Origin of the sequence: Porphyrobacter sp. YT40, assembly GCF_006542605.1 — a bacterium.
Lineage (GTDB): Bacteria > Pseudomonadota > Alphaproteobacteria > Sphingomonadales > Sphingomonadaceae > Erythrobacter.
In genome coordinates this window covers 473,439-493,940 of the sequence record NZ_CP041222.1, presented here as the reverse complement: position 1 = coordinate 493,940, position 20,502 = coordinate 473,439, and the positions used below count along the sequence as shown (strand labels likewise).

The following is a 20,502-nucleotide window of genomic DNA, read 5'->3' as shown; positions in this document are numbered from 1 at the left end:
GATCAATACCGTCAGGGTGTTGCAAGAATGTCGCGATGCAGGGTCTGTGAATAAAAATGCAACGGCGAAAGGGCCTGAAAACAGCCATTCCTGGCCATCAGGGCGCGCTCGCGCCGATCACTCCGGCTGTTGCCAGTACATCAATCAGACCGACAATGGCGGCTCGCGCCTCGCTGTCGATCACGGCCCCGCCGACCGGATTCGGAGGGGCGCTCGGGTGCTCCCACTGGGTGCGAAAAACGAGCTGGCGATCATCCCCTTGATCGAAGACCTGCAACCCCTCGCGCGGGGAGACGAAGTGCCAGTCGCCGCCGATGCGCACGGCAATATCGTCCTCGCGTCCCGACCACGCGCCGCTGGCGGGGGCTGTCACCCGGAAGCAGTCGCCTTCGCCGACCTCGGCGGGCGGCGCCGCGGCCGAGGCCTTGACCACGCGCGGGTGAAGCGCGTCGAGCAGGCACAGGGCCTGATTGACGAAGAACTCCTTCTGCGCCTGCCCCGCAGGCATGGCTGTGCTGCGGCCCGCGCAGACCCTCGGGCTCGGCGGCGGAGAACAGCTGCGCCTGCGCCCCGTTCTCGAAGCGCAGACGGTTGAGCGAAGGCTCGAATTGCGGTCTGTGTCCGGGGCGGCAGATGGCGAGCAATCCGCTCTCGCCCTCGACCATCACCGCGCGCGCCTCGGCCAGTGACGAGGATATGAGCGCGATCCGGGCCGAGGGATGGCTGTCGGCGATCATTCGCACCCATTCGGCGCCCGAGCGGGTCTTGCCGAACCCGCGGCCGGCCAGCATCATCCAGATGCGCCAGTCGCCCGGCGGCGGAAGCTGATTGGCGCGGGCGGTGTATTCCCACAGATAGTCGAAGCTGTCCCGCTCATCCTGGGTGAGGGCGCTGACGACTTCGCCATGGGCCCAGGGATGGCGGAGCAACCATTCGAAGGGTTCGGTCACGAAGGCGCACCGGCACCGGCCTCGATCCGCGCCTTGCGTCGCCGGATATCCTCGATCTTGCGGTCGATCGAGGCGCGCACCTCGGCGGCGGTGACGTGGCGAACCTGCCCTCCCCCGCGCGCCGTGGCGTCACGGTGCGCGGCGAGCAGGCGGATGGCGTTGGCAAAATCGAATTTCTCGGAATCGCCGGTCTTGAAATCGCCCGTGCGCAGCCGCCGGACAATCTCGAACTCGAGATGCACATAGCCCTCGGCGAGGGCTGCGTTCCATTCGCGCGCGAAATCCGGATCGCGCCGACGCTGCGCGCAGGCAACGGCGGGCACGACGCCTGCCGCTGCGGCAGCAAGCTCGAGACTGGACGTGATGGCGAGCGCCTCGATGAAGAGCGTTTGCCAGGCTGCATTGCCGCCTTCGGGCGGGCCGGTATCGTCGGCGCCGGTCCGCGCGGGATCAGAGTTTGCCACGGGCAGGTCTCCCTGTGCGAACAACAAAAAGGCGGCGCTTCCCGGGGAAGGCCGCCTGCTGGCGAATCTCTATTTCTCGACTATGCCCTTTTCTAACCAAAGAGCGTCACGATGTCAAGAAAAATAACCAATTGGGTTATGTATGCCGACTCTGATGCGATGGTTGCTTGCAGCTGGCTGTTCGATACCGGTGAAGGCCTCTCGCCCTTTCAACAACGAAATTGCGCTATTTCATTGACGGTTAATCGATTCGTGCGAAATCTGCTTCTCCACTTTCTTCAAATGCCACAGGAGGAGAGTTGATGACCGATCGCGCGTTTCTGGCCCAGATGCAGGGTTATGGCCTCACCACGGTGCAGATCCATTACTACATGCCCGATCACCGCAGCCTGTTGCAGCAATTCGTGATGCAGCAATACGACGTCGCACCGAGCTTCCCCGAGCTGGACCGCTTTCTCGCCTTCTGGCGGCGCGAGATCGATGCGGTGCTGCACTCGGTGCGGGTCGCGCACAAGCACCTGATCGGCCCGCAGGAATGGCGCGCCGTCGACGGGATCGTGACCATCAACTGAGGCGGGCTGCGCCGCGTGAAATCACGGTTGTTGTTGGCTGACCTCGAACAACTCGCCATCGCTGTCGAGCAGATAGAACACCGTGGAGTTTACGCTTGGCGCGTAGCCGACCAATGTGCCGATCTGGCCCTGATCCGGAACCAGATCCTGCGTCCGATCCTCGATCACTCCGGCTGTGTTGATGAAGCCATTCGTGAACGCGGTGCTCCGGATCAGGAATACCGATCCGTTGGTGTCGAAAAAGATGTAGGAATCCTTGAAAACCGGGTCGAAAATTGCCTTGAAAAACTGGCCCGCGATGATTCCGGTGCCTTGCTTGCGCCCCGTCCCGAACGGATAGGTTACATTCGGCCCGTTTACCGCGGCCGGCGGATTGGACCGCGTGGATGCCGACCCTTCATAGAACGGCCAGCCAAAATCGAGCGGGCGCCACTCGGGACGGAAGGCGGTGAGCTCGTGCTGCAGACTACCTCCGCGGTCGGCGAGAACGGCCACGCCACCATCATTGGAAAAGCCGCCGGGCTGCCGGATGCCGTCTCCAATAATTCGCGGCAGGAGCGGAATGGTAGTGGGATCGGGAACGCTCGCAACGGCATTGGGGTTGAACACTTCGAGTTCCACGAGCTTGCCGTAGAAGCTTGTGGCATCCTGAGCGAGCGCCTCGGTCGGCGATCCGATTGCGAGCATGGTGCGGGGCAATTGAATGAAGGACACGGTCACCGGCTGGGTCCAGGAATCGGCGAGCTTTATTGACGAGAAAGCGCCGCGCGTCTCATCGAACGCTTGCAGTATTAGCCCGGTCGCAGGGCTGTGCGTGACGAGGTAGATGCCGCGCTGGTAAGGATTTCCGGGAAATCCGTAGGCAACCGACAGAACCACGCCGGGCAGCCGGTTGTCGCGGATGAAGGTATCCTCCGTCAGCGCGTCGTTCGTCATATCGAACTGAAGGATTCGTCCGGATCTTTCGGCAATCAGCAGTTTAGGCTGCCCGAACATCTGTCCGACTGCGACGGGCTCCACGATCCCCGTAGCGGCGCGTCTGACGATGATGCCTTCGCGATCATTGGTTACGGTGATTCGGACCGGAAAATCGCGGCTCTCTCCACCCGCAGTAACGCGCAACGTGACTTCGTAGATGTTGTCGCCGTTGGCATCGACCGGGAGATCGAAATTAGGCGTTTGATTAAAGCGCAGGCCGCCGTTGGCCTGAAGGACGAGCTTGTCCGCGTCTGGTCCGCTGAACAGCGAGATAGAAACCGGATCGTTCTGGGGATCGCTGGCAGTGGCTGTGTAGAAAATTCCCGTGGTGTTCTCCACCACGCTTGCACTCGCCGCCGAGGTAAGGGTCGGTGCGGTTTGAACGGGGGGCGGAGCAGGGCTCAGCGAAGAATCTCCCCCGCCACATCCGGCCAGGGCGAGCATGAGGGTTGCAGCGGACGCAATCCGCCCAGATGAAAAAGTAACAGACATGACAGGCGACCCCCGAGAATGAGCGGGTCAACCTATCGCAATGGAATCAAAAGGCAATCGGACTTTGACGCTCGGCCTCAGATGATCCCGATCGCCTTGCCCGCGCGCTCGAACATGCCGAGGATGGTCTGCACCTGCTCTGCGGAATGCTCCGCGCACAGCGAGCAGCGCAGCAGGGTCATGCCCGCCGGGGTCGCCGGGGGACGGGCGAGGTTGACGTAGAGGCCCTCCTTCAGCAGCGCCTCCCACATCATTGCGCCCTTTTCGAGATCGGGCATGATCACCGCGATGATCGCGCTCTGCGGTTCGTCGGTACCCAGCTTGAAGCCGAGATCGCGCAGGCCCTTGTGCAGCGTGCGGCTGTTCTCCCACAGGTGCGCGCGCTTGTTGCCGCCGTGCATCAGCTTGCGGATCGAGGTGGCGCTCGACGCCATCACGCTCGGCGGCAGGGCGGCGGTGAAAACATAGGGGCGGCACACCAGCCGCATCACTTCGAACTTGGGATGGTTGGACACGCAGAAGCCACCGACAGTGCCGACGCTCTTGGAGAAGGTGCCGATGATGAAATCGACATCGTCGAGCACGCCCTGCTCTTCGGCCACGCCGCGCCCGTGTTCGCCGATGAAGCCCATCGAATGAGCCTCGTCGACCAGAACCATCGCGCCGTTTTCCTTGGAGACGCGCACCATTTCCCTGAGCGGGGCGACATCGCCCATCATCGAATAGACGCCTTCCAGCACGACCAGCTTGCCCGCACCTTCGGGGATGCGCTTCAGCCGCTTTTCCAGCGCTTCGACGTCGTTGTGCTTGAACGGCACGACTTCGGCATTGCCCATCGCGCAACCATCCCAGATCGAGGCGTGGCTGTCGATGTCGAGGATGATGTAATCGCCCTTGCCCGCCAGCGTCGAAATGATCCCGAGATTGGCCTGATAGCCGGTCGAGAAGACCATCGCGTGGTCCATCCCGTAGAAATCGCGCAGCGCGGCTTCGACATCGCGGTGGTCGCGGAAGGTGCCGTTCAATACGCGGCTGCCGGTCGTGCCCGCGCCGAAATCCTCCATCGCCGCCTTGCCCGCCGCGATCACGTCGGGGTCGAAGGTCATGCCCATGTAGTTGTAGGTGCCGAGCAGGATCGTGTCGCGCCCGTTGCAGATCGCGCGGGTCGGCGAGAGCACCTGCTCCATCACCAGATTGAACGGATCCTCGACCCCTGCGGCCAGCAACTGCTCGCGGGTCTGGATGATCGGATCGAACTTGGCGAGCAGGTCGACAGGCCCGGCGGCGGTGGCAGCGTCGTTCATGGCAGTGGCCATTATCAGCTTTCCTGCAGCTTGTGGACGGCCGCGACGAGCTGACCCCAGTTTTCGATCTCTGCCTGCTGGTTCATCGAGATGATGATGTCGAATTCGTCCTCGATCGCGGCGACGAAATCCATCACCGTCAGACTGTCGAATTCGAGATCGCCGGCAAAGGTGGTGGAGTCCTCGATGGCGATGCCCTTCTTGTTGAAGGGTTCGACCAGAGTGCGGATCGAAGCGTCGACGTCGGCAGGGGTCATGGCGCGGGGTGCTTTCGTTTGCGTCGGTTGTCGTGCAGGGCTTGGCCCGATATTACGCTTGCAAAGCGGCGGATGATGCAGCTTGTCAAGTTTTGGCCGTGCCCCAAGGGCGCAGCAATGCCTGTCCGGGGGGAATTATGGCACCAACTCCAACCCAGCATGACCCGACGGCGGAGGCGCCACCGGCCTATTCGACCCAGGCGATCCACATGGTGCGCACCACGCAGCAGATCAATCTGGCGCTGAGCCAGATGGCCGATACCAAGGCTTCGATCCTGATGGGGGCGAACTTTCTCGTCTTCACCGTCGCGGTGGGTCAGGCGAGCAAGGGGGGCCTGCCATTGGCGCTCGGCGTGATGGCGCTGTTTGCCTTCGTGTCGGCGATGTGCGCGGTATTCGCGGTGCTGCCGTCGGTGAGCGGGCGGGGATCGGCGCGACTGACCGATTCAGCGCGCAATCCGCTGTTCTTCGGACACTTCGCCGAGATGGATGAAGGCGAGTGGACCGACAGCATCCTCACCGAACTGCGCGACGACGAGACCGTGTTCCGGCTGATGCTGCACGACATCTACCAGAACGGGCAGGTGCTCCACCGCAAGAAGTACCGTTATCTCGGCTATGCTTACAGGAGCTTCATGGCGGGGCTGATCCTGACAGCCCTCGTCGCCGGAGTCGAATATGCGATGCGCGCGGGTTGAGCCCGCCGCACCTTGTCACACCAGCGCGTTGACCGCCGACATGAAGGGCCCGATCGACACGGGCTTCGACAGATAGCCCTCGGCCCCCGCCGCGCGGATGCGCTCTTCATCGCCCTTGGCCGCAAAGGCAGTGACGGCCAGTACGGGAATGCCCGCCAGCCTGCGGTCGCGCTTGGCCGCCTCGATCAGATCGACTCCCGAGACACCGCCTAATTGGATATCCATGATGATGAGATCGGGCATCGCCGCGCGCGCCGTGTCGAGCACCAGATTGCCATCCGCCACCGGCTCGACATCGAACCCGTTCGCGCGCAGCACATCGCAGAACAATTTCCGGTTGAGGTCATTATCCTCGACAACCATGATCCGCTTTGTCACTGCACGCCCCGTTTGCCACCCACCGACTGATTAGACCGACCGGAAGGACAGGACAATCCCGCATCACCCCTCAACCGAGCCCATCAACCCGCAGACGCTGGCGCTGGCGGCGCTCGGCTGGGTGCTGGACTGCGAGGACAGGGCGGCGCGGTTTCTGGAACTGACCGGGCTCGATCCCGATTCGCTGCGCGCCGGGCTGGGCGATCCGCTGATCCTCGCCGCGCCGCTCGAATTTCTCGCCAATCACGAACCCGATCTGATCCGCGCGGCCGAGGCGCTTGCTGTCACGCCCGAGGAACTGGTTGCCGCCAAGGACGCTTTGCAAGCATGAACCGCCCCCTGATCATCTCCGATTGCGACGAAGTGCTGCTGCACATGGTCGCGCCCTTCAAGGACTGGCTGGAGGCATCGCAAGGCGTCAGCTTCCACCTGGAAGGCCACAATTTCGCCGAGGCACTGCGCTGGCAGGAGAATGGCGAATTGCTCGCCCCGCCCGATATCTGGCGGATGCTGCGGTTGTTCTTCGACAGCGAGATGGACAGCCAGCTGCCGATCGCCGGAGCGGTGGAAGGCATCAACACCCTCGCCGAAAAGGCCGATGTGGTAATCCTGACAAACCTCACCGATCACCACCGCGACGCGCGGGCCGAGCAGCTTGCCAAGGTCGGGATCAACGCGCGGGTCTTCACCAATCAGGGCCCCAAGGGCCCGGCGCTGAAGGCGATTATCGACGAATATGCCCCCTCGAAGGCGCTGTTCATCGATGATCTCGCGCAGCACCATGCCAGCGTGGCCGAGATGACCCCGCACGTCACTCGCCTGCACCTGTGCGGCGAGCCGATGATCGCCCATGCCATTGATTGCGCCCACAAGGCCGGCCACGCCCATTCGCGGATCGACCGCTGGGACGAGGCGCTGCCCTGGCTGCTTGAACGACTGGAGAACTGAAAATGAGTTATACCGCCCGCCTCGCCGAACTCGGCATCACCCTGCCCAAGCCCGCCGCGCCGGTCGCCAGCTACGTGCCCGTCGTGGTGAGCGGCGGCATGGCCTATGTCTCGGGCCAGATCGCCTTTGCCGATGGCAAGATCATCACCGGAACGCTCGGCAAGGATGTCAGCCTTGAAGAAGGGCAGGCCGCCGCGCGCGCGTGCGGGCTGATGATCCTCGCCCAGCTCGAGGCCGCAGGGCTGCTCGATCAGGTGGCGCGGGTGGTGAAGCTGGGGGCCTTCGTTTCCTCGACCCCCGATTTCTTCGATCACCCCAAGGTCGCCAATGGCGCGTCCGATCTGATGGAGCAGGTGTTCGGCGGCGCAGGCCAGCACGCCCGCGCGGCGGTGGGCGTGGCGGCGTTGCCGCTCAATGCTGCGGTCGAAGTCGATGCGATCGTCGCGCTGAAGGCATGAGCGCAAGGCCCGCGCCCGGCTGGCTGACGCAGTGGGAATACGCCCACCGCGGCCTGCACGGGCCCGGAGCCGATGGGCTTGTGCCGGAGAATTCGCTGGCAGCGGCCAGGGGCGCAATAGCCCGCGGCATGGGCATCGAATGCGATATCCAGATGAGCGGCGATGGCGAGCCGCTGGTGTTCCACGATTGGGATCTGCCGCGCCTGACCGGAGCGGAAGGACTGGTCGCGCGGCACACCGCCGAAGCCGTGCTGGCGCTGCGCCTGCTCCGCACCGACCAGCGCCCGCCCCGGCTGGCCGATCTGCTGGCGGCGGTCGCGGGTGCGGTGCCGGTGCTGATCGAGGTGAAGTCGATGCCCTTCTATGCTGTCGAAGCCGCGTGCCGCGCAGTGGCGGCAGGGATTGCCGACTATCAGGGTGATGTTGCGGTTATGAGCTTCGATCCTCGCGTACCGGAATGGTTCGCGGGCCATGCACCGCAGATTGCGCGCGGGCTGGTCGGGACCGACACGCTCGAAAACGGTTTCAAGGGCGAGTGGCGCAAGGCGCAAGCGCTCGCCGCCGCGCAGCCAGACTTCCTCGCCATCGACGTGCGCGACCTTCACCGGGCCGAGGCGGCGGCATGGCGCGCAGGCGGCAGGCCGCTGCTGACATGGACGGTGCGCTCGCCCGAAACGCGCGCGACGGGCCTCGCGCTGGCCGATGCGCTGATCGCGGAAGGAGCGGGGCTGGCGTGAGCGACGCTGAACTTACCGTGCGCATCGCCCCCTCGGTTGGCAGCTTCGACCGCGCGGAATGGAACGCGCTTGGCGGAAATGACAATCCCTTCGTCAGCCACGAATTCCTGACCGCGATGGAGGATTCGGGCAGCGTCGGCCCCGGCACCGGGTGGGAGCCTGCGCCGATCGTGATTACCGATGAGGCGGGCAAGCTGCTTGCCGCCATGCCCTCCTATGCCAAGGGCCACAGCCAAGGCGAATATGTCTTCGATCACAGCTGGGCCGATGCCTGGCACCGCGCGGGCGGGCGCTATTACCCCAAGCTTCAAATCGCCGCACCCTTCACCCCGGCCACCGGCCCGCGCCTGCTGCTGTCCGATCCAAGTCTCGCTCCGCATCTGCTCAAGGGCGCGGAGGCGGTGTGCCTACAGAACAATATGTCGAGCGCCCATGCGACCTTCATCGCGCCCGAACAAATGCCAATGTTCGAGGAGGCAGGCTGGCTGCCGCGCGCCGATATCCAGTTCCACTGGCTCAACCGCGATTACGCCAGCTTCGACGACTTCCTCGCCGCGCTGTCATCGCGCAAGCGCAAGGATCTGCGCAAGGAACGTGCCGCCGCCACCGAAGGCCTCGCCATCCGCCATCTCACCGGCAGCGATATCCGTGAGGAGCACTGGGATGCGTTCTGGCTCTTCTATCAGGACACCGGCGCGCGCAAATGGGGGAGCCCTTACCTGACGCGCGAGGCCTTCAGCCTGCTGGGCGAGCGGATGGGCGACCGGATCGTGCTGATCCTCGCCTATGACGGGGACGAACCGATTGCGGGCGCGCTCAATTTCGTTGGCAAGGAGGCGCTCTACGGACGCTATTGGGGCTGCACCCGCGAGGTGCGGTTCCTGCATTTCGAGCTGTGCTACTATCAGGCGATCGACATCGCCATCGCGCGCGGTCTTTCGCGGGTCGAGGCGGGGGCGCAGGGCGGTCACAAGCTCGCGCGCGGTTACGAACCGGTGCAGACCTTGTCCGCGCACTGGATCGCCGATCCGGGCTTTCGCGCGGCGGTCGCCGATTTCCTGGAACGCGAACGCGCCGGCGTGGCGAGCGACCAGCTCTACCTCGACAGCCGCACCCCGTTCAGGAAAGACAGCTAACGGGGTTTACGCAGCGCGCAGGCGTCCTTCCGCGAGCCATTGGCGCGCGCGGCGCTGGGCTTCGGCGATTTCGCGCGCGGTCATTTCGTCGGAGATGTCGGCGCGGCAGAAGGAGGCTTCCTCGTGCCCGCGTGCGGCGGCAAGGTTGAACCACTTGTGCGCTTCGATCAGGTCGCATTGCGCGCCGTTGCTGCCGGTGGAAAAGGCCACCCCGAGGTCGAAGCAGGCCCCGGCGTTGCCTTCGCTCGCTGCGGCCAGCCAGGCCGCCAGCGGACTGTCGGGCGAAGCGGTCTGCGCGGTCTTGGCGCTGATCGTGATGATGTTCATGTCTGGTCCCCGTCTCTCACCAGATCGCCCCCCGGCGACCTTCCGTGGCCCCAGAAGTGCGGCGCTTATGGTCAAAAATTAGTTAACGCTGCGCAGACTTTCTTGTCGGAGGGCTTTTGCACCTGCCTTTCCCCAAAGCCGCTTGTGTGGCTTGGGGGGCTTCCCTATAGGGCGCGCATTGCTTCAGCTTGCCGGATCCAGGTGAGCCCATGAAAATATTCAGGGCGTCAGGACGCGATGGACTTCCCGGCAACTCATGGGACGAGAAAGCTTGATGCCTACTGCCGCGTCTGACGAAATCGACATTCTCGAAAAGGCGAAGCGCCTGCTCGCGCCGGACTATGTGCCGAGCGATGACGAGGAGTACATGAACGAGCGCCAGCAGGCCTATTTCCGGATGCTGCTGCTGGAATGGAAGCGCTCGATCCACTCGGCCGCCGGGCAGACGCTGCAATCGCTCGCCGATGGTCCGATCCGCGAGGCCGATCTCACCGACCGCGCTTCGAGCGAGACCGACTGGGGCATCGAACTGCGCACCCGCGATCGCCAGCGCAAGCTCGTCTCCAAGATCGACGCGGCGCTGCGGCGGATCGATTCGGGCGAGTATGGCTATTGCGAGGTGACCGGCGATCCGATCGGCCTCAGGCGTCTGATCGCGCGCCCCGTTGCGACCATGACTGTCGAAGCGCAGGAAGCCCACGAACGCCGCGAAAAGGTCTCGCGCGACGATTAGAGCGGTTTCCGGCCATTCTTACCCACCGTGACGGAGCCGAATAGGCCGCAGGGCTAGGCGCGCGGAGTAAGCGATGCAGCGCATCGTGAACGGCAAGCAACGTGGCCCTGCGGCCTATTCGGCCCGCCCCGGTCGCGCTCTGAAGTCCGCTGGCTTCGTCATTCCGCTTGCAGGGGCAACCAAGCCCCTGCCGCGCGCCATTCCTGTCCAGCGGACTTCAGAGCGCGATCACGGCGGGTAAGAATGGCCGGAAACCGCTCTAAGGCTAAACGGACTGCCGCAAGGTTGTGCCGCGCTGGGACGCTGCTGCAACGCGCGGCCGCTACGAGGCCGAACTTTACCGCCTGTTAACCGCGTTGGGCGCACGACCTGTGGCATATCGCGGGCGGTCATGCGATGCGCAGATCGACGTCCCGCTTGATGATCAATTGCTGAGGAGGCGAACCGGAGATGACAGGGGTTGAAACCCGCAGTGTCGCGCGCGACAGCCTGTTTCTGCTGGCTGACATCTGGGTCGAGCAGGGCAGCGACGTACACCGCGTGCGCGTGCGCAACCTTTCGGATGGCGGCATGATGGGCGAAGGCACGATGCGCGTGCAGCGCGGGAACCGGGTCACGATCCAACTGCGCAACATCGGCAAGGTCGGCGGCACGGTGGCCTGGGTGCAGGACGACCGCTTCGGCATTGCCTTCGACGACGAAATCGATTCCCAAAAGGCGCGCCGTCCGTTGCAGACGGCTGACGATCCGGCCGCTGCGGTGGTGAAGGCCTCGTGGGCGCATCGTGCGCCGCCGCCGCCGCATCCCGCTCAGCTCCGCAAGATCTGATCGCAACACACATTTTTTCGACAAGCTGACCAGCGCGTTGCAACCTGCTAGGCAGGCGCAATGCGATTCTGGCTGCCCCTGCTTGCTGCCCTTGCCACCTGCGCTTGCAGCCCGTCGGGTGGCAGTGGCGCGGTCGAGGTGGCGGTGATCGGCGCGCCGGAAAGCCTGTTCCAGCAGGGTGTCCGCCTGTCCCCCGCCGCCCAGCATCTCCACGCCGCCACGCAGGAGGGTCTGGTCGCGCTCGATCAGGCAGGACAGGTCGTGCCTGCCATGGCCGAGCGCTGGATCGTCACCGACGACGGGCTGAGCTATATTTTCCGCCTGCGCGACAGCACCTGGCCCGATGGCGACGAAATCACCGCCGCCGATGTCCGCCAGCAGCTGCGCGATGCGCTCGCGCGGGTGAAGGGCACTTCGCTCGGGCTCGATCTGGGCAAGGTCCGCGACATCCGGGCGATGACGGGGCGGGTGGTCGAGGTGCGACTGACCGCGCCGATGCCCGATTTCCTGCGCCTGCTGGCTCAGCCCGAAATGGGCTTCACCAAGGCTGGCAGCGGAGCGGGGCCGATGGCGATGTCGCGCAACGCGGAGACCGGTGTGGCGCGCCTCACTGCGTTGCCACCCGAAACCCGCGGCCTGCCCGCGCGCGAGGATTGGGAAGAGGTCGCGCGCCCGGTCGCAGTTCGGGCGCTGTCGGCGCGCGACGCGGTGGCGGCCTTTTCGCGCGGGGAGGTCGATCTGGTGCTGGGCGGCACGCTGATCGACTTTCCGCTCGCCGAAGTCGGCCCGCTGTCGCGCGGGACGATCCAGGTCGATCCGACCATCGGGCTGCTCGGGCTGACGGTGAAGAGCGAAGAGGGCTTCATGGCCGATCCCGCCCGGCGCGAGGCGCTGTCGATGGCGATCGACCGGGGTGCGCTGATCCGCAATTTCGGGCTGAGCGGCTGGCGCGAGAGCAGCTGGGTGGTGCCGCCGGGCAATTTTTCCGCGCCGCCCTTTCCGGCCGATCGCTGGGACGGGGCCTCGCTCGAAGACCGCCGCCGGATCGCTGCCGCGCGGGTGCGCGCCTGGGCCACCGGGCCGGAGCGCGAGGCGGTGGTGCGTATTGCCTTGCCGCGCGGGCCGGGCAGCGATGTGCTGCTGCGGGGGCTGGCGCGGGCGTGGGGTGAGATCGGGGTTTCGGTCAAGCGCGTCGCTCCCGGGGCCCCGGCTGATCTGGAGCTGCGCGACACGCTGGCGCGCTATGCCTCGCCGCGCTGGTATCTCAACCAGTTCCATTGCAGCCTCGGGGCCGGGCTCTGTGCGCCGGAGGCCGATGCCCTCGTGCGCCAATCGCTCACCGAGCCCGATGCCGCCGTGCGCGAGCAGTTGCTGATCGAAGCCCATGCCGCCTTGGTCGAACGCGAGGCTTATATTCCGCTGGGCGTCCCCGTGCGCTGGTCGATGGTGCGCGGGACGATCCGCAACTACCAGCCCAACGGCTGGGCGCTGCACCCCTTGTTCGCGCTCTCGCAGCCCACCACATAAGGTGGTATGGAACAGACCATGCCGCCCCGCCCCGAACCCATGACCTTCACCCTGCCGACCGGCAATGATCCGGCTTCGGTGCGCGCCCGCGTGGTCGCATTGGAGCGGATGCTGGAGCGCAGCTTCACCATCCCCGGCGTCAACATGCCGGTCGGTCTCGATGCGCTCGTCGGCCTCGTGCCGGTGCTGGGTGACATCGTGACCACCGCCATGGGTGCCTATATCGTCTGGGAAGCGCGCAATCTCGGCCTGCCCAAATGGAAGCTCGCCCGGATGGGCGCCAACGTTCTGTTCGACACCGCGATCGGCGCGATCCCCGTGGTGGGCGACGCAGCCGATTTGCTGTTCCGCTCGAACACGAAGAACCTCAAGATCCTGCTCAAGCACATCGACAAGCACCATCCCCAGACCCGCGTGATCGAGGGCTAGTTTCCTTCGCGCCGCACGCAGGCTAGGGCAGGGGCATGAGCGCCGATGTCACCTATGCGAGCTACCTCGATCTGGGCCGTATTCTCGAAGCGCAGCATCCGGCTTCGGAGGCGCATGACGAGCTGCTGTTCATCATCGTCCACCAGGCGAGCGAGCTGTGGCTCAAGCTCTGCCTGCATGAGCTGACTGCCGCGCGCCAATGTATCGAGGCCGATGATCTGCGCCCGGCGTTCAAGATGCTGGCGCGGGTGGCGCGGGCGCAGCAGCAGCTGATCCAGAGCTGGGATGTGCTCTCGACAATGACCCCGCACGATTACTCGGCGATCCGCTCGCATCTGGGCGCGTCCTCCGGGTTCCAGTCGGCGCAGTACCGGATGATGGAATTCATGCTCGGCGGGCGCGACGGCAAGCACGTGCGGCTGCACAAATCGAACGCCGACTGGGCCGGGCGGCTGGAGGCCGAGGCGGCGCGCGCGAGCCTGTACGATGCGGCGATCCACCTGCTCGCGCGGCGCGGTTTTGCCATCGACGCGGCGGTGCTGACGCGCGATCCGGCCGCGCCGTGGGCTCACAACGCCAGCGTCGAGGCGGCATGGGCGGCGATCTACCGCGATCCGCAGGCGCACTGGGATCTGTATGAACTGGCCGAGAAGCTGGTCGATCTGGAATACCACTTCCAGCGCTGGCGCTTCGGGCATCTCAAGACGGTCGAGCGCATCATCGGCTTCAAACGCGGCACGGGGGGCACGCCGGGCGTTCCTTACCTTGAGGGCGTGCTGAAACAGGCCTTCTTCCCCGAACTGCTCAGCGTCAGGACCGCGATATGACCCCCGAAGCCCGCGCCGCCGAGTTCGACGCTGCCGATCCGCTGGCGGGCTTTCGCGAGCGGCTCACGCTGCCCGAGGGTGTCATCTACCTCGACGGCAATTCGCTGGGGGCGCTGCCCAAAGCGACCCCGGCGGCGCTCGCACGAGTGGTGGAGAGCGAGTGGGGCGAGGGGCTGATCCGGTCATGGAACAGCGCGGGATGGTTCAACATGGCGACCCGCATAGGCGGCAAGATCGCGCCGCTGATCGGGGCCGCGCCGGACGAAGTGATCGCCTGCGATTCGACCTCGGTGAACCTGTTCAAGCTGATCGGCGCTGCGCTTCGGATGCGGCCCGGCAGGAAGGTGGTGCTGTCCGAGCCCGGCAACTTCCCGACCGATCTCTACATGATCGCAGGCCTCGAAGCGCAGGGCCTCGCCGAGCGGCGGCTGGCGGAGCGCGGCGAGCTGGCGCAGGCGCTGGATAGCGATGTTGCGCTGCTGATGCTCACGCACGCCCACTACAAGACTGGCGCGCTGCATGACATGGCGACGCTCACCCACGCGGCGCATGAGGCAGGCGCGCTGGTGCTGTGGGATTTGTCGCACTCGACCGGGGCGCTGCCGGTCGATCTGAACGCGGTGGGCGCGGATTTCGCGGTCGGCTGCGGCTACAAATACCTGTGCGGCGGGCCGGGTGCGCCTGCCTTCGCCTTCGTGGCCGAGCGCCATCAGGCGGAGTTGCAGCAACCCCTGACCGGCTGGTTCGGCCACGCGGCGCCCTTCGCCTTTTCCGACGACTACGCGGGCGCGCCGGGGATCGAGCGGCTGCAATGCGGCACCCCGCCGGTGCTGGGGCTGGCGGCGTTGGAGGTGGGGGTCGATCTGATCGCCGAGATCGGCGTCGCGCGGCTTTACGCCAAGTCACAGGCGCTTTCCGAGTTCTTCCTCGAAAGCCTGATGGCGCATGATGTGGCGCTGGAACTGGTCAGCCCGCCGCGCGCTGCCGAGCGCGGAAGCCAGCTCTCCTTCCGTCACGAGAACGCCTACGCCATCTGTCAGGCGCTGATCGCACGCGGTGTGATCGGCGATTTCCGCGCGCCCGACGTGCTGCGACTGGGCTTCGCGCCCGCCTATCTGAGTTTCGCCGACATGGCCGGCGCCGCCCGCCATCTCGCCGAGGTGCTGGCAAGTGGCGAGTGGCAGCGGCCCGAGTTCAACCAGCGGGCCGCAGTGACCTAGCCGACACTTCTTTCGGCCTTGTCCTTTTCGTTGGTGCCCTTGATCATCGCGCGCATCTGCTCCCACTCGGCATCACCCAATGCGTGGAGCATCGGGTAGAACGTCCCGCCGTTGGCCTGATAGCCTGCGCCGTCGATCGCGATGGTCTGGCCGTTCACATATTCCGCGCCCGGCCCCATCAGGAACACCGCGAGATTGGCGAGTTCGTGCATCTCGCCCGCGCGGCCCATCGGATTGAGTTCGTTCTTCTTGTTGTCGCCGCTGCTGCCCGGATTGAGCCGCGCGTTCATCCCCTTGGTCGGGAAGAGCCCCGGCGCGATGGCGTTGAACCTCAGGCCATAGCGGCCCCATTCGGTCGCGAGGCTCTGGGTCATGGCGTTGATCGCGGTCTTGCTCATGGCACTCGGCACCACGAAGGCGCTGCCCGACCATACCCAGGTGGTGAGGATCGAGAGGAAGCTGGCGCGCTTCTTCTCCGCAATCAGCCGCTTGCCGATATCGAGCGTGACGTAGAAGGTGCCGCGCATCACAATGTCGGCGATGGCGTTGAAGCCGTTGACGGACAGGTCCTCGGTGCGGCTGATGAAGTTGCCTGCGGCGTTGTTGACCACGCCCGTCAGCGCCCCGCCATCGGCCCAGATCGCGTCGACCATCGCATGGATCGCGTCCGGATCGCGGATGTCGCAGGCCATGCCGACGATCTTGCCCCCATGCAGCGCAGTCAATTCGGCGGCGGTTTCATCGAGCTTCACCTGCCGCCGCCCGCAGATATAGACCGTCGCCCCAAGCTTGAGGAACGCCTCCGCCATCTCGCGCCCGAGGCCGGTGCCGCCGCCGGTCACGAGAATCCGCTCGCCCGCCATCAGGCCATCGCGGAACATCAGCTTCGATACGTCCATGGGTCGTCCTTTCAGAGACCGAGCACGGTCTTGGCGATGATGTTCTTCTGCACTTCGTCCGATCCGCCGAAGATCGTCGCGGCGCGGTTGTTGAGGTAGCGGCCCATCGCGGTCTGCGCATATTCGCTGCCCACCGGCTCGGGCGCCTCGTTGCCGTAGAGCGGGCGTTCCAGCGGCAATTGGAGCGCGTCCGGGCCGAGCAGTTCGAGCCGCAGCACATCGACCTTCTGGCCGATGTTCGATCCGAGCAGCTTGACCAGCGAGGTCTGCGGCCCCGGCGCGCGGCCCTTGGCCAGTTCGGCGAGGATGCGCAGTTCGGTCACTTCCAGCGCTTCGGCCTCGAGCCGCACGCGGGCAAGCCGGTCGCGGAAGCGCGGGTCGTGCGCGATCGCGCCGTTGACGCCCGAAGGCTGGGTCTGCGCGAGGGTTTCGAGCCGTCCGATCGATTGCAGCAGGCGCGGGGCGTAGCACGATCCGCCGCGCTCGTTCTCGAGCAGGAACTTGGCGATGCTCCAGCCCTGCCCCTCTTCGCCGATGCGGTTTTCGACTGGTGTGCGGGCATCGGTGAAGAACACCGCGTTGACCTCGTGATCGCCCGACATCGAATGGATCGGGGTCACTTCCACGCCCGGCTGGTCCATCGGCACCAGCAGGAAGCTGATCCCGGCCTGCTTCTTCACGGTCGCATCGGTGCGGACCAGCGCGAAGATCCAGTCGGCGTGGTGGGCGTGGGTGGTCCAGATCTTGGAGCCGTTGATGACATACTCGTCACCCTCGAGCCGCGCCGAAGTCTTGAGGCTCGCAAGGTCCGATCCGCTGCCCGGTTCGGAATAGCCCTGGCACCAGTAATCCTCGCCCGAAAGAATGCGCGGCAGGAAGCGCGCCTTCTGCTCGGGCGTGCCGAATTCGCAGATGACGGGGCCGACAAGGCGCAGGCCGAGGATCGCGAGCGCAGGCGCGCCGGCGAGCGCGCATTCCTTTTCGAAGATGAACTTCTGCGTCGGCGTCCAGCCGGTGCCACCGTCTTCCTTGGGCCAGTGCGGTGCAACCCAGCCCTGCCGGTAGAGGATCCGGTGCCATTCCATGCCGATATCGGGTTCGACGAAAACCCCCGGCGTGCGGCGCGCGCCATCGCGCAGCCGTTCGGGCAGGTTGTCCTTGAGAAACGCGCGCACTTCCTCACGGAAGGCGATGTCCTCGGCTGAGAAATCCATGTCCATCTGCAGCGATCCCAATCAGTCCCCGTCTCTCATGGCCCAGCGGATCGTGCGCCGCAGCAGGTCATAATAGACGTCGTAATTCCAGGCGCACATTTCCTTGTGCGGGTAAAAATCGGCCATGCCGGGAAGATCATAGTGCCCCCGGCAATGCCCCAGCGCGTTGTATACGATCCGCCCCGCGCCGATATCCCTCGTATAAACGATAGGTACGGTGGTCTTGGGCCATTGGCTGCAGGTGAATCCGGTCGCCTCGCCTTCGAAGGTGGTCTGCATCAGCGTGTTGATCGGCGCGGTGGTCTTGGAGAGGTAGAGCTCGTCCACCACTTCGAAGTCTTCGATGCCTTTCGTCAGCTCGTGATCCTTGTTCACCACCTCGACCGGGAACTTGTCGATCGGCGGGTGGGCCTTGAACTGGGTGCCGAGCATGTCGAACACGTCGGGCCGTTCGTCCGGCGCATCGACGAGGCCTTCCGCCGTGAAGACGAGGATCGAGTTGGTGCCGTGGAGCGCCATCCACTTGCCGCCCTTGTCGAGCCAGGCGCGCAATTGCTTCGCCTGTTCTTCGGTCGGCATCAGATCGCAGGTATAGGTGATGAGGAAGCGGCACTGGTCGAGCCGCTCCAGCCCCGAATAGTCGCAGGCGACCGTGGTGCGGATATGCGGATGTTCGGCCAGCAGCTTGAGGATCTCGAGCCGGGGGTAGTCGATATCGTGATACTTGCCCGCGGCGATGAAATGCGCGTCGATGCGGGTGGCGGGTTGTTCTGCCATGTCAGCTCCTGATGCTGCCGCCGCCATCGACGGTAAAGTCGCAGCCGGTGGTGAAACTCGCCTCGTCGCTGGCGAGGAACACGACCGCGCGGGCGACCTCCTCGGGCTCGCCGATGCGGTTCATCGGGTGGGTGGCGGCGAAGTTCGTCTCGATGTTCTCTGGCGTGTCGGCGCCGGAGAACTTGTAGCGGTTGTACATCGGCGTGCGGATCGCGCCGGGGTGGACCATGTTGGCGCGGATCGGCAATCCGCGTTCGGCGAGATCGAGCGCGACCGATTGTGTGAGGCCGCGCAGGCCCGCCTTCGAGGCCGAATAGGCCGCGACGAAGGCCGCCGGACGCATCGCGATCATCGAGCCGATGTTGACGATCGCGCAGGGCTCCCCGCTGGCCTCCATCGCCGGGATCGCCGCGCGCATCCCGTAGAACGGGCCGTGCAGGTTGATGTCGATGGTGCGCTCCCACACGTCGAGCGAGCCGTGCGGCACGTTACCCGGCTCGGAGATGCCGGCGATGTTGCACAGCACGGTGAGCTTGCCGAACCTGCCGCGGGTGGCCGAGACGGCGGCTTCCCACTGGTGCAGATCACGCACGTCGAGCTGGCAGGCAGCGGCGCGCTCGCCCAGTTCATCGGCGAGAGCCTGCGCTTTTTCGAGCTGCACATCGCCGAGCATCACGCTGCCGCCCTCGGCCACGATCAACCGCGCGACCGCAGCCCCGATCCCCTCCGCGCCGCCTGAAACCAGCGCGACCTTGCCCTGCATCTTCATGCCTTTTCGCGCTCCAGAATCGCGACCCCGGAAAGGCCCGGAGCGCCGTAGACGTGGGAATAGCCGAACCGGGGCTTGCCCGGCACCTGCCGCTCGCCTGCGCGGCCGCGCAGTTGGGTGACGTTCTCGTAGACCTGCCTCAGGCCCGAAGCGCCAATCGGCTCCCCGCAGGCAAGGCAACCGCCATCGGTGTTGACCGGCAGCTTGCCGCCGATCTCGCTCCAGCCATTGGCGAGCCATTCTTCCTGCTCGCCATCCTTGCAGAAGCCGTTTTCGGCCATGTGCATGATTTCCGCGCCGCTTTCGGTGTCCTGCAATTGCGCGACCGATATGTCCTCCGGCCCGATCCCGGCCTTCTCGAAGGCGGCCTGCGACGCGAGCACGGTGGGCTTGCCGCCTTCCTCGATGCTGATACCGGCCTGGAACACCTCGAAGGAGTTGGGCGGGCGCGTCTTCACCGCAACGCTGCGGATTTTCACTCCGTCCGCGCCCAGTTCCCTCATCTTCTTTTCCGAAGCGAGGATCAGCGCCACCGCACCCTCGGCGGGCGAGCAGAACATGTATTTGGTCAGCGGATCGTTGATCATCGGCGCGTTCATGATCGTGTCGAGATCGACCGGGCTGCGCCGCCATGCGTGCGGCGTGATAGTGCCGTTGCGAAAGGCCTTTTCGGCCACGCGGCCCAAGGTGGTGCGGCTGATGCCGTGCAGCTGCATGTAGCGCTGGATCTTCAGCGCGAAGAACTGCGTGGTCAGCATCATGCCGGTCTGGCCGTACCATTCGGGCAGGCCATAGTCGGACGGCTTGGCGTTGAACGCGCCGCGCGGGTGCTTGTCGAAGCCGACCGCGAGCGCGAGGTCGTACATGCCGCTGGCGATCGCCTGCTGCGAGGCGGCGAGCGCGCTGCCGCCGGTGGCGCAGCCATTGGCCACGTTGGTGAAGGGGAGCGAGGTCAGCCCGAGCTCGTTGACCATGATGTCGGCATTGCCCGCCGCCGCGCTGCCGCCATAGGCGCACTCAATATCGGGCCATTCGAGCCCTGCGTCGGCGAGCGCTTCGCGCACGGCATAGACGCCTTGCTCACGGCCCGAACGGCTGTCGGTGCGGCCGAAGGGGTGGATCCCCGCACCGATGATATAGACGTTCTCGCTCATGCGGCCTGACTTTCTGCTTGGGCGACCGGACGGAAGGCGTAGGTGTCGAAGCGCGCGTTGAACGGCACGATGCAGAATTCGAGCTCCATGCCGAGATGGAGGTCTTCCAGCCGCGCATCGACGATGCGGCTCTCGACGATCACCTCGCCGGGCAGTTCGACATAGCCCAAGAGGAACGGCTGAAAATCGGGCGGGCCTTCACCGGGGCCGGAGCCGGGGCCTTCATAGGGCTCCTTGGGCAGGAAGCCTTGACTCGTCCACGACCACAGCTTGCCCCGGCGCGAGAGCTTGTAGGGCTCCACACCCTCGGCCGCGTCGCCCACCGGCATCGGGAAGACGATCTGCCCCGAAGGCAGGCGCCCGCCCATCAGGTGCGGCTCGGCGCCATCGCTCCACAGGTCGGGATCGATCTTTTCGCCCATCGTC

Annotated in this window: 26 protein-coding genes and 1 pseudogene; 13 read left to right on the top strand and 14 right to left on the bottom strand. The window is 65.4% G+C overall.

Going from position 1 to position 20,502, the window contains the following annotated elements:
* Window positions 1–97 precede the first annotated feature (97 nt).
* From E2E27_RS02290 to E2E27_RS02280, 3 genes and pseudogenes are all read right to left on the bottom strand, one after another.
* Window positions 98–508, bottom strand: a complete 411-nt coding sequence (locus E2E27_RS02290) for a DUF2793 domain-containing protein (RefSeq protein ID WP_141457499.1) — start codon at window positions 506–508, stop codon at window positions 98–100.
* A 58-nt stretch (window positions 509–566) separates the two neighbouring features.
* Window positions 567–737, bottom strand: a pseudogene (locus E2E27_RS19275) (ATP-binding protein); the annotation flags it as partial.
* A 209-nt stretch (window positions 738–946) separates the two neighbouring features.
* Window positions 947–1,414, bottom strand: a complete 468-nt coding sequence (locus E2E27_RS02280; protein ID WP_141457498.1) for a hypothetical protein — start codon at window positions 1,412–1,414, stop codon at window positions 947–949.
* Between the two features lie 302 nt (window positions 1,415–1,716).
* Here E2E27_RS02280 and E2E27_RS02275 point away from each other — a divergent pair, with 302 nt between their 5' ends.
* The gene (locus tag E2E27_RS02275) at window positions 1,717–1,986 is read left to right on the top strand and encodes an usg protein (RefSeq protein ID WP_141457497.1); all 270 of its coding nucleotides are present in this window, start codon (window positions 1,717–1,719) and stop codon (window positions 1,984–1,986) included.
* Between the two features lie 21 nt (window positions 1,987–2,007).
* On the opposite strand, the gene E2E27_RS02270 is transcribed toward E2E27_RS02275, so the two are convergent.
* The 3 genes from E2E27_RS02270 to E2E27_RS02260 form a co-directional block, all read right to left on the bottom strand.
* The gene (locus E2E27_RS02270) at window positions 2,008–3,408 is read right to left on the bottom strand and encodes a hypothetical protein (protein ID WP_141457496.1); all 1,401 of its coding nucleotides are present in this window, start codon (window positions 3,406–3,408) and stop codon (window positions 2,008–2,010) included.
* A gap of 125 nt (window positions 3,409–3,533) precedes the next feature.
* Window positions 3,534–4,772, bottom strand: coding sequence for a serine palmitoyltransferase (gene spt / locus E2E27_RS02265; protein WP_234036151.1), 1,239 nt, complete (start codon window positions 4,770–4,772; stop codon window positions 3,534–3,536).
* 2 nt (window positions 4,773–4,774) lie between these two features.
* Window positions 4,775–5,017 carry an acyl carrier protein gene (locus E2E27_RS02260; RefSeq protein ID WP_141457495.1) on the bottom strand — a complete coding sequence of 81 codons (243 nt, stop codon included), beginning with the start codon at window positions 5,015–5,017 and terminating at the stop codon, window positions 4,775–4,777.
* Between the two features lie 137 nt (window positions 5,018–5,154).
* Between E2E27_RS02260 and E2E27_RS02255 the strand changes: the two genes are divergently transcribed.
* Entirely contained in the window at window positions 5,155–5,715 is a 561-nt protein-coding gene (locus E2E27_RS02255; RefSeq protein ID WP_181443526.1) for a Pycsar system effector family protein, read from the top strand.
* 15 nt (window positions 5,716–5,730) lie between these two features.
* Here the strand turns inward: E2E27_RS02255 and E2E27_RS02250 are convergent, their stop codons facing one another.
* A complete protein-coding gene (locus E2E27_RS02250) occupies window positions 5,731–6,093 on the bottom strand; it encodes a response regulator (protein ID WP_141457494.1) in 363 nt (120 codons plus the stop codon).
* 121 nt (window positions 6,094–6,214) lie between these two features.
* Between E2E27_RS02250 and E2E27_RS02245 the strand changes: the two genes are divergently transcribed.
* Genes E2E27_RS02245 through E2E27_RS02225 form a run of 5 tightly spaced genes read left to right on the top strand, consistent with a single transcriptional unit; the run spans window position 6,215 to window position 9,372 of the window.
* On the top strand, window positions 6,215–6,424 hold the full coding sequence (locus E2E27_RS02245; RefSeq protein WP_234036150.1) for a DUF3572 family protein: 210 nt from the start codon (window positions 6,215–6,217) through the stop codon (window positions 6,422–6,424).
* The gene (locus E2E27_RS02240; protein ID WP_141457492.1) at window positions 6,421–7,041 is read left to right on the top strand and encodes an HAD family hydrolase; all 621 of its coding nucleotides are present in this window, start codon (window positions 6,421–6,423) and stop codon (window positions 7,039–7,041) included. Before E2E27_RS02245 ends, E2E27_RS02240 begins: the two co-directional genes overlap by 4 nt.
* A 2-nt stretch (window positions 7,042–7,043) precedes the next feature.
* A complete protein-coding gene (locus tag E2E27_RS02235; RefSeq protein ID WP_141457491.1) occupies window positions 7,044–7,499 on the top strand; it encodes a RidA family protein in 456 nt (151 codons plus the stop codon).
* Window positions 7,496–8,236 carry a glycerophosphodiester phosphodiesterase family protein gene (locus E2E27_RS02230; protein WP_181443525.1) on the top strand — a complete coding sequence of 247 codons (741 nt, stop codon included), beginning with the start codon at window positions 7,496–7,498 and terminating at the stop codon, window positions 8,234–8,236. The genes E2E27_RS02235 and E2E27_RS02230 overlap by 4 nt, the downstream gene beginning before the upstream one ends.
* On the top strand, window positions 8,233–9,372 hold the full coding sequence (locus E2E27_RS02225) for a GNAT family N-acetyltransferase (RefSeq protein ID WP_234036149.1): 1,140 nt from the start codon (window positions 8,233–8,235) through the stop codon (window positions 9,370–9,372). Before E2E27_RS02230 ends, E2E27_RS02225 begins: the two co-directional genes overlap by 4 nt.
* Window positions 9,373–9,378: 6 nt before the next feature.
* On the opposite strand, the gene E2E27_RS02220 is transcribed toward E2E27_RS02225, so the two are convergent.
* Window positions 9,379–9,699: an SEL1-like repeat protein gene (locus tag E2E27_RS02220; protein WP_141457489.1), complete on the bottom strand. Its 321-nt coding sequence runs from the start codon at window positions 9,697–9,699 to the stop codon at window positions 9,379–9,381.
* 274 nt (window positions 9,700–9,973) lie between these two features.
* Here E2E27_RS02220 and dksA point away from each other — a divergent pair, with 274 nt between their 5' ends.
* The 6 genes from dksA to kynU all read left to right on the top strand — a co-directional run bounded on the left by dksA (window position 9,974) and on the right by kynU (window position 15,263).
* Window positions 9,974–10,432, top strand: coding sequence for an RNA polymerase-binding protein DksA (gene dksA, locus E2E27_RS02215; RefSeq protein WP_086606657.1), 459 nt, complete (start codon window positions 9,974–9,976; stop codon window positions 10,430–10,432).
* A gap of 450 nt (window positions 10,433–10,882) precedes the next feature.
* A complete protein-coding gene (locus E2E27_RS02210; RefSeq protein WP_141457488.1) occupies window positions 10,883–11,260 on the top strand; it encodes a PilZ domain-containing protein in 378 nt (125 codons plus the stop codon).
* A 60-nt stretch (window positions 11,261–11,320) separates the two neighbouring features.
* Window positions 11,321–12,787: an ABC transporter substrate-binding protein gene (locus tag E2E27_RS02205; protein WP_141457487.1), complete on the top strand. Its 1,467-nt coding sequence runs from the start codon at window positions 11,321–11,323 to the stop codon at window positions 12,785–12,787.
* A gap of 6 nt (window positions 12,788–12,793) precedes the next feature.
* Entirely contained in the window at window positions 12,794–13,216 is a 423-nt protein-coding gene (locus E2E27_RS02200; RefSeq protein WP_141457486.1) for a DUF4112 domain-containing protein, read from the top strand.
* A gap of 35 nt (window positions 13,217–13,251) precedes the next feature.
* Window positions 13,252–14,043 carry a tryptophan 2,3-dioxygenase gene (locus E2E27_RS02195; RefSeq protein ID WP_141457485.1) on the top strand — a complete coding sequence of 264 codons (792 nt, stop codon included), beginning with the start codon at window positions 13,252–13,254 and terminating at the stop codon, window positions 14,041–14,043.
* Window positions 14,040–15,263 carry a kynureninase gene (gene kynU, locus E2E27_RS02190; RefSeq protein WP_141457484.1) on the top strand — a complete coding sequence of 408 codons (1,224 nt, stop codon included), beginning with the start codon at window positions 14,040–14,042 and terminating at the stop codon, window positions 15,261–15,263. The genes E2E27_RS02195 and kynU overlap by 4 nt, the downstream gene beginning before the upstream one ends.
* Here the strand turns inward: kynU and E2E27_RS02185 are convergent.
* Genes E2E27_RS02185 through E2E27_RS02160 form a run of 6 tightly spaced genes read right to left on the bottom strand, consistent with a single transcriptional unit; the run spans window position 15,260 to window position 20,498 of the window.
* Window positions 15,260–16,162 carry an SDR family oxidoreductase gene (locus E2E27_RS02185; protein WP_141457483.1) on the bottom strand — a complete coding sequence of 301 codons (903 nt, stop codon included), beginning with the start codon at window positions 16,160–16,162 and terminating at the stop codon, window positions 15,260–15,262. The genes kynU and E2E27_RS02185 overlap by 4 nt on opposite strands.
* Window positions 16,163–16,173: 11 nt before the next feature.
* Window positions 16,174–17,382 (bottom strand): acyl-CoA dehydrogenase family protein, encoded by a 1,209-nt coding sequence (locus E2E27_RS02180; protein WP_141457482.1) that lies wholly within the window; start codon window positions 17,380–17,382, stop codon window positions 16,174–16,176.
* A 15-nt stretch (window positions 17,383–17,397) separates the two neighbouring features.
* A complete protein-coding gene (locus tag E2E27_RS02175; protein ID WP_141457481.1) occupies window positions 17,398–18,153 on the bottom strand; it encodes a ThuA domain-containing protein in 756 nt (251 codons plus the stop codon).
* Window position 18,154: 1 nt separating this feature from the next.
* On the bottom strand, window positions 18,155–18,922 hold the full coding sequence (locus E2E27_RS02170; RefSeq protein ID WP_234036148.1) for an SDR family NAD(P)-dependent oxidoreductase: 768 nt from the start codon (window positions 18,920–18,922) through the stop codon (window positions 18,155–18,157).
* A complete protein-coding gene (locus E2E27_RS02165) occupies window positions 18,919–20,076 on the bottom strand; it encodes a thiolase family protein (protein ID WP_141457480.1) in 1,158 nt (385 codons plus the stop codon). Before E2E27_RS02165 ends, E2E27_RS02170 begins: the two co-directional genes overlap by 4 nt.
* Window positions 20,073–20,498: a Zn-ribbon domain-containing OB-fold protein gene (locus tag E2E27_RS02160; protein WP_141457479.1), complete on the bottom strand. Its 426-nt coding sequence runs from the start codon at window positions 20,496–20,498 to the stop codon at window positions 20,073–20,075. Before E2E27_RS02160 ends, E2E27_RS02165 begins: the two co-directional genes overlap by 4 nt.
* Between the last annotated feature and the right edge of the window lie 4 nt (window positions 20,499–20,502).